We start from the raw sequence: 13402 nt of genomic DNA, 5'->3' as shown, positions 1-13402 counted from the left end.
TTACACCTCCTTCGGATTGGCCAGATAGCCAGTGGTATCGCCACACGGACGTGCATTGGCATTGGGTTTAATCACTATGCTCGGTTTGGTGAAGTGCGCACCCGGCAATGGCGCTACCGCCGCCAGATCGCCATGTTTTTTGCGCAGCTCGTCGATAGGACCAAAGTCCAGCGCTCGCAGCGGACAGGATTCGACGCAGATAGGTTTTTTGCCTTCCGCCACCCGGTCGTAACAGCCGTCGCACTTGGTCATATGACCTTTGGCCGCGTTGTACTGTGGCGCGCCATATGGACAGGCCATATGGCAATAGCGACAGCCAATACAGACCTCCTCATTCACCACGACAAAACCATCTTCCCTTTTGTGCATTGCTCCGCTCGGACAGACTTTGGTACATGCCGGGTCGGCACAATGGTTGCACGAAATGGAGAGATAATAGGCAAAGACATTCTGATGCCAGACGCCGTTATTCTCCTGCCAGTCACCACCCGCATACTCATAAATGCGGCGGAAGCTGACATCCGGGGTCAAATCTTTGTAGTCTTTGCAGGCCAGTTCGCAGGTTTTACAACCGGTGCAACGGCTGGAATCAATAAAAAATCCATACTGGGTTGTCATCGGTTACTCCTTATACCTTTTCGACCTGAACGAGATTACTGTGCGAAGGATTAGCTTTTGCCAGCGGTGAAGTGCGATGTGTTGTCAGAATGTTAATTGAGCCACCGTGGTCGACTTTGTCACCAAACATATCGGCATTCAGCCACATTCCCTCGCCCATAGCAGTAACGCCAGGCATGATACGAGGTGTGACTTTTGCGGGAATCAACGTCTGGCCATACTGATTAAATACCCGAACGGTGTCTCCGTTTTTGATTCCGCGATCCCGGGCATCAATAGGGTTTATCCAAATCTCCTGTAGGCAGGCCTGTTTCAGAACATCAATATTGCCGTAGCTGGAATGCACGCGGCCTTTAAAGTGGAACCCGGTCATTTGCAATGGATACTCGCGACGGGCTGGATCTTCCCAGCCATTAAAGCCTGGAGTGTAAATGGGTAAAGGATCGATGACTTCATCAGGCTTCAGTTCCCATGTTTTTGCGATATTGGCCAGTCGTTCAGAATAGATTTCTATTTTTCCCGATGGTGTTTTAAGGGGATTGGCAATAGGGTCTTTGCGAAAATCCTTATATGCGACAACATGCTCATCCGGACATTTAAGTTTATAAATACCTGCCGTTTTCATCTCTTCATAATCCGGCATATCGGGATGACGTTCTTTCGTTTTGGCGCAAAGATATTGAACCCATTCATGTTGTGTACGGCCTTCGGTAAAAGTCTGGTAAACATCAGGTCCAAGACGTTTTGCTATTTCACTCATTGTCCAGTAAATGGGCTTGCGTTCAAATTTTGGCGATGTTGATGGTTGTCCCAGAATAACATATGCCATATTCCCGGCCTCTTCATGCGGGATAAGATCTTCCTGCTCAGTAGGCATCAGGTCAGGGAGTAAAATATCGCTATATTTTGCTGAGGCAGTCATGAAATGGTCAATGCAGACAATCATTTCGCACTTATTTTCATCCTGCAAAATATCATGTGTGCGACTAATATTGCTGTTCTGATTTATCAGCGTGTTGCTGGCGTAGCACCACATGAATTTTATTGGCACATCCAGTTTGTCTTTACCTCGTACGCCATCACGAGTAGAGGTCATTTCAGTTCCGCGCTCAATAGCTTCGGTCCAGGTAAAGGAGGATATTTCAGTTTTAACAGAATTTTTTAGAGGGGAAAACATTTCAACACCGAGATCAAAGGTGCCTTCTCGATCGCCAGAGTTGCCGCCAGAAATACCGACATTGCCGGTCAAAATGGCGAGCATTGCAATGGCTCTTGACGTTTGTTCTCCGTTTGATTGACGCTGTGGCCCCCATCCCTGGCAAATATAGGCTGGTTTCGCCTGGCCGATCTCACGCGCCAGCTTAATAATTTTGTCTGTCGGAATACCTGTGATTTGAGCTGCCCACTCAGGTGTTTTTGCTATACCATCCGGACCGTCGCCGAGTATATAAGCTTTATAATGACCATTTTTGGTGCGCTTGCTGGTAACGTAACCTCGTCATAGCCTACACAATATTTATCAAGAAAGGGTTTATCTACCATATCTTCGGTGATGAGAACCCAGGCAAGTGCTGCAGCTAAGGCGGCGTCCGTTCCAGGACGAATAGGTAACCATTCATCTTCTCGTCCGGCTGCGGTATCGTTGTAGCGAGGATCGATAACGATCATCCGCGCATTGGAGCGTTCGCGCGCTTGTTCAACATAATAGGTAACACCACCGCCGCTCATACGTGTTTCGGCTGGATTGTTTCCGAACATTACAACCAATTTAGTATTAGCGATATCATCCGGGCTGTTTCCGCTTCTGCCACCATAGAGATAATTCATGCCCGCTGTGATTTGTGCAGTACTATAGGTACCGTAACGACCTAAAAAGCCACCGCAGGAATTCATCAGGCGGAAGGGCATTGATGATTTAGTAATATTTCCGCCAGCGACACCTGTGGCGTAAATAACATGTACTGCTTCATTGCCATAGTTTGCAATAATTCGTTTCAGATTATCCGCGATAGTATCCAGTGCTTCATCCCAGGATATCCGCTCAAATTTACCTTCACCACGCTTACCAACGCGTTTCATGGGATATTTCAATCGATCAGGATGATTCATACGACGACGAATGGAGCGTCCACGAAGGCAGGCCCGGACCTGATGGTTTCCGTACTCATCGTTGCCTGTGGTATCAGATTCTACCCAATAAACAGAATCATCTTTTACATGCAATCGAAGCAGGCAGCGACTTCCACAGTTTACTGTGCAGGAACTCCAGACGGCCTTATCTTCGACGATAGCGGTTTTGTTCGCGGCTTGACTTGTGAAACTGAATGGTAATGATAATCCTCCCACTGCGGCCATTAGTCCTGTTGTTGCCCCAGCCTGAATTAGCTTTCTCCGGGAGACAGGAACTTCGATTAACCGTTCTTCCTCGCAACGATCCATTACGTTCACCTGTTATTATGACATTGTTTAAAAAGCATACAAAAATAGCCAGTGTTAAAATATGAATATTCATTTTTGTGTAATAATGAATGATATTAATTAACATTAGGCTGGCTTTTATATAATATATATGAGTTAAGGGCGAAGAAAGTTTGAGCTATTTACCTGACGGGTAAAATTCAAATTTTTCTCTATTCGGAAACGAACCCTTTACTTCATTGTGGGTATTATCGAAGTGGATAATGGCACGGGCAAGGGAGATAAACTTTAGTTGCAGTAAAGATTTTCTATCTTAATTGTATGAAAAATAGCCTTTGATGGCTTTAGTCACTAAAATTAAAAGGATGACCTCCTGAAATTCAGGAGGTTGGGCTATTTTTAATCAAAATATCATTAATTAACCAGTCATGAAAAACTTTTACTTCAGGACGCATCACTGCTTTTTGTGGTGTAACAATGTAATAGGACCATGTTAGCGGCCAGCGTATATTTGGATGAAGTTGTATCAGTTGTCCTGTGGCAATTAACTGTTCAACCAGCGCACGGCGGACAATTGCCACACCCTGGCCGCTAAGCGTAGCCATAATAACCGCTGAGGTAGAGTTAATATGCAATCCTGTATAACGCGTAGCTGGAGCTTGCGTTGCGGCTAAGACTTCTTCCCATGAAGGAAAATTTGCACCAGGGTGCAGGGTATCATCATGGATGAGTTTTTGTTCTGCCAGCCATTCGCCGCACGTAATTTTCTCAGGCGGTACAATGCGTGGGCTGCATACCAGAACAGCTTCCTCATCCATTAACCATGTCTTATTTACCCCCGACCAGTCTCCTTTGCCACAACGAACACCAATATCTGCCTCTCCGTGAGCCACATCCATGAGTTTTTCCGTCACATTCAGGCGTAGCTCGATATTTTGATGCGTTTCGGAAAAACGATTTAATTTTTCCATTAACCAGTTCATCACCAGAACTTGTGAGGCCGTGAGAATGACGACGGATCGAGCCTGACGACCGCGCAGTTTATTAAGTCCTGACTCAAGGCTATCGAGCCCTTGAGTGATCTCTTTTAGCGCATCCTGAGCCTCAGTCACGAGCGTGAGCCTTTCTTTACCAGAACGTGTACGGTGTAAAAGGGGGTGGCCTACCCAGTCTTCAAGTGCCCGAACCAGTTGTCCTACGGCTGCCGGGGTGACGCCTAGCTCTTTGGCTGCACCTGTGAAGCTACCATGACGCGCAGTTGCTTCAAAAGCGTGCAGCCATTTCAAGCGATTAAGCGAACGCATTTTATTCTCCATCTCATACAATGGAACTAGTATACGTGATCGAGATAGATTTTCTTCCTCAATTTTCAATGTAAATACTCATGCGGAACCGGATAAACGTTGTTTTGCTTATCTTGAATAAGATAATAAGCTGATGATTTATTTCTTTGTTTATGATGATTTTTTCTGGCATCAGTGATGCCGATACAAAAATCTCTTTAGCGTGTTTTTTTTGCTCCGTCAAGGAATTTATTCTATTTGATGTTGAAATATTTTTTCATTGGTGTTCATTCATTAACAGTGACAGTATATTTAATGTAATAATTTTATATTTTAGGCGATATTATGGAATGGACTTCACTGAATATAGCGCACCATATCACCGCTCCGAATCCGTTAGCCATACGGAAAGAATTTATACCTGCAGCTCATTGTTTTCCTGAGCATAAGCATAAATGGCATCAGGTCGTTTATGCAACAGCAGGTGATTTAATGGTTAAAACAATTGAACAATCATTTTTGATTTCGCCGAAATTACAGGCTGTCTGGTTGCCTGCGGGAACTCAACATCAGGTCGGCTCATCACAAGGGGCTTATTTTAATAGCTTATGGATAGCTAACGATGCTCATAATCAATTTGACATGTCGGAACCTACCATTTTTGATGTTTCCCCATTCCTTAAGGCGCTTATCTTAGAAATATCAGACAGAAGAATAAATGATGAAGTTTATATAGAGAAACTAATACAGTTAATTTTATACCATCTGGGAAATGTTCGTAGCGCTCAATTTATTTTACCCTGGCCTCAAAATCGATCATTGGTAAAAATATGTGAATCATTATGCGAAAACCCGTCGGATACACGATCACAGGAAGAATGGTGCCATGAACTGGGAATGTCGGGGCGTACATTATCAAGACGTTTTACTATCGAAACAGGAATGAGTTTACGTTCCTGGAAAAAACGCCTGCGATTAATGAAAGCTATTGAGTTACTCGACTGTGGTAAAGGAGTAACAGAAATAGCTATAGACTTAGGATATAGCTCGAGTTCTGCATTTGTTTATGCATTTCATCTTACTATGGGACATGCTCCTCTGGATTATATGAAGAGAAGGTATTAGTTTTATTTTATAAATGTGACTTACCTCACTCACTGAATAAGTATGTTAATTTTTATATTTTTCGCTGTAACATAAATGGCGGCTACTCTACATCATTTGTCTTTTTTTAGAAATGACAAACTAGCTATCAGGCGTATAGAATTTTTCGGTACCAAATAATATATAAATGAAAGAACTTAGTAATAACAAAAGTCAGGGCGATAAATTCGGCCAGATGAAAAAATTTATCTAAAGGAGTTTTTAGAGTGAAGATTACGAAGATAGAAACACTTGAAATTGATCTGTCCGGGCAAAATGGACTTGATTTGTGGCGACCAATTTACGTGCGAATACATACCGATGAAGGAATCTCTGGTATGGGGGAAGCGAGCCTTGCTTATGGTACGGCATCAGAGGCTATTGCTCCGATGATTCGTATACTTGCTGAACGTTTTCTTCTGGGACAGGACCCTAATGATACTGAAACGCTATGGGAAATCATGCGACAGCGTTCATTTTGGGCCTTAGGGGGAGGCCCCGTGATATTTGGGGCTATGAGCGCTTTGGATGCAGCACTTTGGGATATAAAAGGCAGAGCCGCAGGCTTATCGGTTCATCGCCTGCTGGGAGCAAAAACACCAGCACCTTTGCGTTGCTATGCGAGCCAGCTTCATTTTGGTTGGACCGATGAATCATTGATGCTTAACGATCCTGCTGAATTTCGAGAAACAGCACAAATTGCGCGAGCTGAAGGCTATGATTGCGTGAAGCTTTGTCCTGTTTATGTTGATGCTAATGGGGAACGTATTCGTAAACGGGGAGTGTTTACTCCAGCCGAACGCAAACTGGCGCGTTCTCGTATGGAGGCGGTCCGTGAAGGAATTGGTGAGGAGTGTGACATCATTATCGAATGGAATTCACTTACTTCAACCTCCGGAGCGTTACAGCTAGCCGATTACTTTTCTGATTTAAATATTTTGTTCATGGAAGAACCTACCCACTACAATAGTCCAGAGGCGCAAATAAAAGTCTCCAGGGAGTCATCCATTCCTGTTGCAACAGGGGAGCGATTATATACCCGATGGGGATTCCTGCCGTATCTACAACAAGGTGCCATCGACATGATTCAACCTGATATTGGCCTGGTTGGTGGTATCACAGAAGGTATGAAGATTGCTCATTTGGCACATGCTTTTGACGTCGGGGTTCAGGCGCATAATTGTGGTTCGCCACTTGCTATCGCGATGGCATTACAATTTGAAGCAGCTATTCCAAATTTTGAGATCCATGAGCACCACTCTTTTAATCTTAAATCTTGTAACCGGGAGTTGTTTGAAGAAGATTTACAGCCAGTAAATGGAAAAATTGCTGTTCCTGTAACACCCGGTTTTGGTATGACACTTAGAAAAGATGCTGAAAAACGGATGAATATAGTAACTATCTGTGAAAAATAATTATTGGTGAAATGAATTCTACTAACTAAATAGTATGGGGGAAATAGATCTGACAGCAGAATCTTTTCTTCCCATATGATCTAAGTAATAAGATCTAATATAAAGCTTTGCCTACTGAACATCTGTCATGGAGTTTATCAATAAATGAAACAAGAAATGGCATTAGACAATGTTAAGGAAAATGTTGGAAAAAATAAAATCCCATTTACTTCTTATGATGTCGGTTGGGTAATAATGTGTATCGGCATGGCAATTGGCTCCGGAATTGTATTTATGCCATTGCAAATGAGTGTTAAAGGTTTTTGGGCAACTGCGATTGCATTACTTATTACATATCCTATAGTTTATCTATTAACAAAATTGTATATTACCTCTCTTTCAGAAACGAAACAGACAGATTATGCGGGGACTATAACGCAATATTTAGGGAGAAACTGGGGGGCTTTTTTGAGCTTCCTCTATTTTTTTACAATATTGAAGGGGATGCTGGGTTATGCGGCTACTATAACTAATGATACTTCCAGTTATTTGCAGCGTTTTGGTGTTACTCAACATTCACTATCCGATACGTTATGGTTTCCTCTGGTATTGTTGGTAGCAATGGTTCTGGTTGCCTCCCGTGGGGAACGTTTGCTCTTTAAAATTTCCGGGCCATTTATTGTATTTAAACTCATGATTATAATTGTGTTAGGTGCATTGATGGTCCCTTATTGGAACATGAATAATGTCAGCATGGCAAGCCCTGATAGTTTAATTGATTTAATGAGAGATGTTTTGGTTTCTCTCCCTTTTGCATTATTTTCGATTGTATTTATTCAGGTTCTTAATCCAATGAATATTGCATTCAGGAAAATTGAATCAGACCCTAAAGTCGCAACATTTCGCGCTCTTAGGGCAAGTCGGATAGCATATATTATCCTTGTTGTGTCTGTTCTGTTTTTTGCGTTTTCATTTATGTTTTCAACCACCCCGGAACAAGCAAAGATAGGGATTTCTCAAAATACATCAGCGCTGGCGCTGATGGCAAAGATTATTCCTGAAAACACTGGCGGATTTATACCAGTACTTTCGGTTTTACTAAGTATTTCTGCTATTTTAACTTCTTTTTTTGGCATTTATCTCGGTTTTTACGATGCATTATCAGGAATTATTATTAATATTGCAGACCGCTTCATTGTACGTGGTAAGAAATTTAATAATTTTCTCCCTTATTTGGTTACACTTACTGCGATCGTGCTTCTTTGGGGATGGGTTGTTGCCGATGTGTCTACAATGGCATTACTCCAATGGACTGTGGGAACCTTTGGATTAGTTTCTTGCCTTATTCCGTGCTATCTGATCTGGCGAGTGCCATCTTTACAAAAATATAAATCCCCTGCGGTAATTTTCGTATCACTAATGGGCTTTATGCTGGTGGTATCGCCATTATTTAAGCTCCTTGAAAAATAAAGGTTTTACAAGTCATTAAACGGTATAACATCTAAGAGAGAATCTGGCTCTTAGATGTTGCTAATTGCGAGATAGATTTTCTTTAGCGGCCAGCAAAATCTTCTGATTCGTCAGTCCTCGTCGTTGAAGCCATCATTAGTTCACATAAAAGCAGTAATCAATTATTTAAGAGGTTAACGATGAGCGCATTATTTACAGGTAAAAAATTGTTAGTAGTAGGTGGTACCAGCGGTATGGGTTTCGAAACAGCGAAACGGGTATTGAAAAATGGTGGTAGCGTGGTGCTGATTGGCAATCGCCAGGACAAAGCAGAGCAAGCCCGTCAGGCTCTGGCGACAGAAGGTCAGGTTGCCATTATTGTTGCCGATTTGATGACAGAAGAAGGAATGAAACATGTGCTGCATACCATCAATGCGGAGCATAAAGACGTTAGCTTGCTGGTGAATGCGGCTGGCGTGTTCTTCCCAAAACCGTTTACCGAGCACGAACCTTCCGATTACGACATGTATATGAGCATTAACCGTGCCACTTTCTTCATTACCCGTGATGTTGTGCGCAATATGGTTAAGGCAGGTATTAAGGGATCTATCGTCAATATTGGCTCTATGTGGGCACGGCAAGCTATAGGCGCTACACCGTCTTCAGCTTACTCCATGGCAAAAGCGGGTCTTCATGCATTGACTAAAAATCTGGCGATTGAGTTGGGCAGTAACGGGATTCGTGTGAACGCAGTTTCTCCTGCGGTCGTACATACACCGATTTACGAAGGTTTTATCCCTAAAGACGATGTGAAGGATGTAATGAACAGCTTTGATAGCTTCCATCCGATTGGTCGTGTGGGGACACCGGTTGATATAGCTGAAACGGTAGCATTCCTGCTGTCTGACAAGACAGGCTGGGTTAGTGGCGCGATTTGGGATATCGACGGTGGTGTGATGGCTGGTCGTAACGCCTGATAACAAGGCCGCACGCGGACAACCGTGTGTGGTTATTAGGGAGCAGATTCAATCCTGTTCACATTATGTCATTGATGCGGATGAACCAGAAGTGTTGGGCGGAGGAAGCATGATAAATTTATTCACATGTTGCCAATCATACGCAGAAAATAACACTAACAAGATTAAGTACGTTATTCGTGTCTGTGGAAATATCCATTAGTTTGAGGAGAGCCATTACTGGGTTATTAATGCCTCACTAAATAGATGGTTTGTGACACAAAACATAACATTGAGGGCGATTTAATTCCGAGCTGGGGCAAAGACGCACTTTACAAGCTAAAAGCAGGAAAGGAACGTTATCAAATTGTACTCGCCATGAATCAGGATAATTTAACTAATGACATTGGAACACACGCTGCCAGTAGCTGCGCAGAATAATAATATCATTCGCTTATCTTTAGCTCAGGCGCTTGCCGGGGCTAACTCTGTAGTCTTCTACGCCACCGGTGCCATTGTTGGTAATGCCATAGCTCCCAGTGGTGCTCTGTCCACACTCCCCATCACTATATTTGTCCTGGGCATGGCCGCCTGCATTCTTCCTTTTGGCGCACTGGCGAAAAAAAAGGGACGTAAAGCCGCATTTATGGTCGGGACGGGGGCCGGAGTGATTACTGGCTTGATTGCTGCCCTTGCGGTTTTTATTGGTTCATTTTTGCTATTTTGTCTTGCCGCTTTCCTGGGAGGGGCTTACGCTGCAGTGGCACTTAGTTTTCGCTTTGCTGCAACGGATGGAGTGACATCCGAAAGGCGAGCGCGTGCATTATCCCTGGTAATGGGGGGCGGTGTGGTAGCTGGTGTCATTGGGCCAATGCTGGTGACGGGAACAATGAATCTTCTGCCACCACACACATTTGTTATTACCTTTATAGCTCAGGCTCTGGTAGCAACCATTTCAGCCTTCATTCTTAAGGGCGTAATTCCTGCCGAGCCAGCCGTGGCAGCCAAATCAGGAGGGCGTTCTCTGAAGGAAATTGTTCGGCAGCCGGGTTTCCTGAAGACCGTGTTTAGCGGCGCGGTTGCGTATATGGTGATGAATTTCCTGATGACCGCCGCTCCCCTTTCAATGCATATGCATGGAATTTCTCAACAAGCCTCCAATCTGGGTATTCAATGGCACGTTATTGCTATGTATGGGCCTGGATTCTTCACCGGTAGGTTAATTAACCGTTTCGGCGCGCTGCGGATTTCCGCAACTGGATTGCTTATTACGGCAGGTTCTGTTCTTGCCGGGCTCAGCGGAACAGATATCTTCCACTACTGGCTCTCTTTGATATTACTGGGAGTTGGCTGGAATTTTGGCTTTACCGGCGCTTCAGCGAAGATCATTGATTATCATCGCCCCGAAGAGAAGACTCAGGTGCAGTCCCTGAATGATTTTGTGGTATTTGGCGTAATGATTGTCGGGTCGTTTTCATCCGGTGCGTTGCTGAATCTTTATGGCTGGAATGCCGTATTATGGGGGTCACTTATCCCTGTTGGCATTGCATTTCTGTGTATCTTAAAAAGGAGTCACAAGACAGTTGTCGTAAAGCATGAGTAATATTTACCTCAGTGTCAGGAAGGTAACCGGTGTAAGTTATGGCAAAATAAGAGGAACGACACCCGCAATCGCAATTCGAGCTGTGGCTTTTTAGTGTTTATCTCTGGGGTGATGAGAACAAGAGAGCACTTTAGTATCATTCTTTCCTTTATTCTTGAGGGCGCATTCAGTTTTGGGCCGGAACCGGAAGCTATTCGTGACGCTATCTCTATGGATTAAAGCGTTTTGTTAAAAGCATCGTTAGATCACAAAACAGAAAACTATTTTCCCTACGGTAAAAATGTCGGCATCAGTTTTTGCAGATAAGAAAAAAGCATTATCAGACATGGTGTTACAGCACGAGTACATAACCAGGCACTGATGCGTACTGGTTTCTTGTTAACTCAAGGTAGCCACGCCCGCCGCCTGATGCTGGCAGAAGGCATGGGGATTAAGCGAGCGCCTGATGCCGCCGTTCTCATTGCTGTGTTTTCAGCCAGGCGGCAATATCCTGTGTCGGCAGATGATGTTGTACATTCCAGGTGTCACTCATCGGCCACCACATACCGTCACCACGCGCGAAGGCGACGCGATAGCGCAGCATTGGGTCATGCGGATGTAAACGGAGTTGCTCCTGTAAGTCAGGTAGCGTCAATACGCCTCGGGTAAAAGTTTGCTGCGTCACGCGTTCGACCGTTTCCGCCAGTTTTGCATAAGAGGTCGTTTCCCCCGCGACAAAGACGACTTCGTTAGTGATACGCGGCTGATGCAGATAAATTTCAGTGGTCAGGCGACCAATATCCGCAGGCGACGTGACGGTGACCTGCCTTTCCCATCCGCCGAGGGCATTGATGGTTTTTTTGGCTAAGTTGACCATATCAAAGGCCGGTTCGAAGAGAAAAGAGGTAAATAAACCGGTTGAAACAATCACCCACTCCGTGACGTTTTGCTCGCGCAAAAGCGTCCTGACGTCATATTGTTCGTCCCACACCGGCTGGCCGCTGCCTTTGCCGACCACATCGTAATTCACGCCAAACTGCCAGGGGAAATAGCGCTTAACGCCCGCCTCCAGTACCGCGCGGGTGATTTTTATCTGGGTACCCGCACCGGCGACAAACCCCATACAATTGATGATCGTATCAAAACCGTGGAATTGATCTTTTAACGCTTCAACTGAACTGCCTGCGATGTCGACCGGGATAAACCGCGCACCGGCATCCGCCAGTTGTTGATGAATGCTGGAACGTCGTTTGCTCTGTTTATCCCTGGATCGCCCTGACACAATAACGCAAACGGAACCATTACGCTGTGTGACCGCCGGAACCAACGACGCCAGCACTGACGCCCCCAGTTGTCCCGCGCCCAGCACCAATACTTTTTCACCCACCTGATTATTGGATTGTTTCATTTGCGCCTCTCTGTGTTGATTCACCTGTAGATAGAGATTACGTCAGGGATCTGCGTTCGATAAGACGCCGAAGACGGGTTAGACTGTTCTGATAAATGGGATAATTGGCGGGGGGAAAATGGACAAGCTGGAAGCGATGCAGGTCTATGTTTGCGTGGTGGATACCCATAGTTTTATCAGAGCCGCCGAAGTGCTGGGCGTGCCGCGCTCAACGGTATCGCGGGTGGTTAAAGAACTGGAATCCTGGCTTAAGATTCAGCTTTTACAACGTACAACTCGCAAACTTAGTGTGACCGCAGAGGGGCGGCGTTACTACGAAGAGTGCAAAAGAGTGCTGGCAGATATCGCGGCCATGGAGTCGTCATTTCCCGGCCGGGCGGCACAACCCAAAGGGCGTTTTAAAGTGGGGATGCCGCAATCTCTCGCCCGACATTGCATTATTCCCACGCTCCCGGCCTTTTTGCGCCAGTATCCGGAGCTGGAGCTGATACTTTGTTCCAGCGATAGCGTGGAGGATATTATCCTGCAAGGGTATGACTGCGTGATTCGGGCCGGCAGGATCGATGATTCCACCACGCTGGTTGCCCGTCCGCTCGCCAGTTTTAACTGGGTGATAGCAGCATCGCCCACTTACATTGAGCGTTACGGTAGCCCTGAAAATTTAGATGATCTGCAAAAACACCATGCGGTCGGCTACCTGAACCACCGCACCGGGCGTACCACCGACTGGTTTTTTACGCGTGAGAGGAAGGATTACGCGATGCGGGTGCAGGAGACGCTGGTTGTCGATGATACGGACGCTTATATTCAGGCCGGAATACAGGGGCTGGGGTTAATTCGCGTCGCCAGCTATCTGGTTGCGCCGTATCTGCACAGCGGGGCGCTGGTGACCTGCATGGACAACCCTTCTTATGATTTGCCGCTTGCGCTGGTCTATCCGCAAAACAGGTTTCTGCCGCCTGCGGTACGCGCTTTTTATGACTGGTGCAAAACGGCGCTGAGCCAGTCGGAGCCTCTTCGCTAAAAAATATTATTCCGGATATCGCATTGCCTGTTCAGAAAACTTTTCCACAGACGTTCAAAATGACGGTACTGGTTTTGACGCATAAGAAAAAGGCATTATCAAACAGGGGGCTACACGGCGAGGATAT

At 45.2% G+C, this 13402-nt stretch carries 9 protein-coding genes and 1 pseudogene; 6 read left to right on the top strand and 4 right to left on the bottom strand.

Annotated features, from left to right (window positions below; genetic code table 11):
* The 3 genes and pseudogenes from ACLJQJ_RS07170 to ACLJQJ_RS07160 all read right to left on the bottom strand — a co-directional run bounded on the left by ACLJQJ_RS07170 (window position 1) and on the right by ACLJQJ_RS07160 (window position 4340).
* Window positions 1–618 (bottom strand): DMSO/selenate family reductase complex B subunit, encoded by a 618-nt coding sequence (locus tag ACLJQJ_RS07170; RefSeq protein WP_023182218.1) that lies wholly within the window; start codon window positions 616–618, stop codon window positions 1–3.
* Between the two features lie 10 nt (window positions 619–628).
* Window positions 629–3057: pseudogene (locus tag ACLJQJ_RS07165) on the bottom strand (DMSO/selenate family reductase complex A subunit).
* Window positions 3058–3416: 359 nt separating this feature from the next.
* The gene (locus tag ACLJQJ_RS07160; protein WP_001257182.1) at window positions 3417–4340 is read right to left on the bottom strand and encodes a LysR substrate-binding domain-containing protein; all 924 of its coding nucleotides are present in this window, start codon (window positions 4338–4340) and stop codon (window positions 3417–3419) included.
* 324 nt (window positions 4341–4664) lie between these two features.
* On the opposite strand from ACLJQJ_RS07160, the gene ACLJQJ_RS07155 reads away from it, so the two are divergent.
* The 5 genes from ACLJQJ_RS07155 (at window position 4665) to ACLJQJ_RS07135 (ending at window position 10864) form a co-directional block, all read left to right on the top strand.
* Complete coding sequence (locus tag ACLJQJ_RS07155) at window positions 4665–5444, top strand: AraC family transcriptional regulator (protein ID WP_001649234.1); 780 nt, start codon at window positions 4665–4667, stop codon at window positions 5442–5444.
* Between the two features lie 245 nt (window positions 5445–5689).
* On the top strand, window positions 5690–6877 hold the full coding sequence (locus ACLJQJ_RS07150) for a mandelate racemase/muconate lactonizing enzyme family protein (RefSeq protein ID WP_000704980.1): 1188 nt from the start codon (window positions 5690–5692) through the stop codon (window positions 6875–6877).
* Window positions 6878–7021: 144 nt separating this feature from the next.
* The gene (locus ACLJQJ_RS07145) at window positions 7022–8326 is read left to right on the top strand and encodes an aromatic amino acid transport family protein (protein ID WP_074182152.1); all 1305 of its coding nucleotides are present in this window, start codon (window positions 7022–7024) and stop codon (window positions 8324–8326) included.
* A 179-nt stretch (window positions 8327–8505) separates the two neighbouring features.
* Entirely contained in the window at window positions 8506–9282 is a 777-nt protein-coding gene (locus ACLJQJ_RS07140; RefSeq protein ID WP_063809284.1) for an SDR family NAD(P)-dependent oxidoreductase, read from the top strand.
* A gap of 379 nt (window positions 9283–9661) precedes the next feature.
* Entirely contained in the window at window positions 9662–10864 is a 1203-nt protein-coding gene (locus ACLJQJ_RS07135) for an MFS transporter (RefSeq protein WP_023137140.1), read from the top strand.
* 457 nt (window positions 10865–11321) lie between these two features.
* Here the strand turns inward: ACLJQJ_RS07135 and ACLJQJ_RS07130 are convergent, their stop codons facing one another.
* Window positions 11322–12251 carry an aromatic alcohol reductase gene (locus tag ACLJQJ_RS07130; protein ID WP_063809283.1) on the bottom strand — a complete coding sequence of 310 codons (930 nt, stop codon included), beginning with the start codon at window positions 12249–12251 and terminating at the stop codon, window positions 11322–11324.
* A gap of 118 nt (window positions 12252–12369) precedes the next feature.
* On the opposite strand from ACLJQJ_RS07130, the gene ACLJQJ_RS07125 reads away from it, so the two are divergent.
* Window positions 12370–13275 carry a LysR family transcriptional regulator gene (locus ACLJQJ_RS07125; RefSeq protein ID WP_063809282.1) on the top strand — a complete coding sequence of 302 codons (906 nt, stop codon included), beginning with the start codon at window positions 12370–12372 and terminating at the stop codon, window positions 13273–13275.
* The last annotated feature ends 127 nt before the right edge of the window (window positions 13276–13402 follow it).

It is taken from the genome of Salmonella sp. SAL04202 (genome assembly GCF_046550775.1).
Taxonomy (GTDB): Bacteria; Pseudomonadota; Gammaproteobacteria; order Enterobacterales; family Enterobacteriaceae; genus Salmonella; species Salmonella enterica.
The sequence above is the reverse complement of the archived record's forward strand: the minus strand, read 5'-3'. Positions and strand labels throughout refer to the sequence as shown.

Coding starts and splice junctions, on each gene's coding strand:
- ACLJQJ_RS07130 (WP_063809283.1), bottom strand. CDS start 12,251: ATGAAACAATCCAATAATCAGGTGGGTGAAAAAGTATTGGTGCTGGGC.
- ACLJQJ_RS07170 (WP_023182218.1), bottom strand. CDS start 618: ATGACAACCCAGTATGGATTTTTTATTGATTCCAGCCGTTGCACCGGT.
- ACLJQJ_RS07125 (WP_063809282.1), top strand. CDS start 12,370: ATGGACAAGCTGGAAGCGATGCAGGTCTATGTTTGCGTGGTGGATACC.
- ACLJQJ_RS07145 (WP_074182152.1), top strand. CDS start 7,022: ATGAAACAAGAAATGGCATTAGACAATGTTAAGGAAAATGTTGGAAAA.
- ACLJQJ_RS07135 (WP_023137140.1), top strand. CDS start 9,662: ATGACATTGGAACACACGCTGCCAGTAGCTGCGCAGAATAATAATATC.
- ACLJQJ_RS07155 (WP_001649234.1), top strand. CDS start 4,665: ATGGAATGGACTTCACTGAATATAGCGCACCATATCACCGCTCCGAAT.
- ACLJQJ_RS07140 (WP_063809284.1), top strand. CDS start 8,506: ATGAGCGCATTATTTACAGGTAAAAAATTGTTAGTAGTAGGTGGTACC.
- ACLJQJ_RS07160 (WP_001257182.1), bottom strand. CDS start 4,340: ATGCGTTCGCTTAATCGCTTGAAATGGCTGCACGCTTTTGAAGCAACT.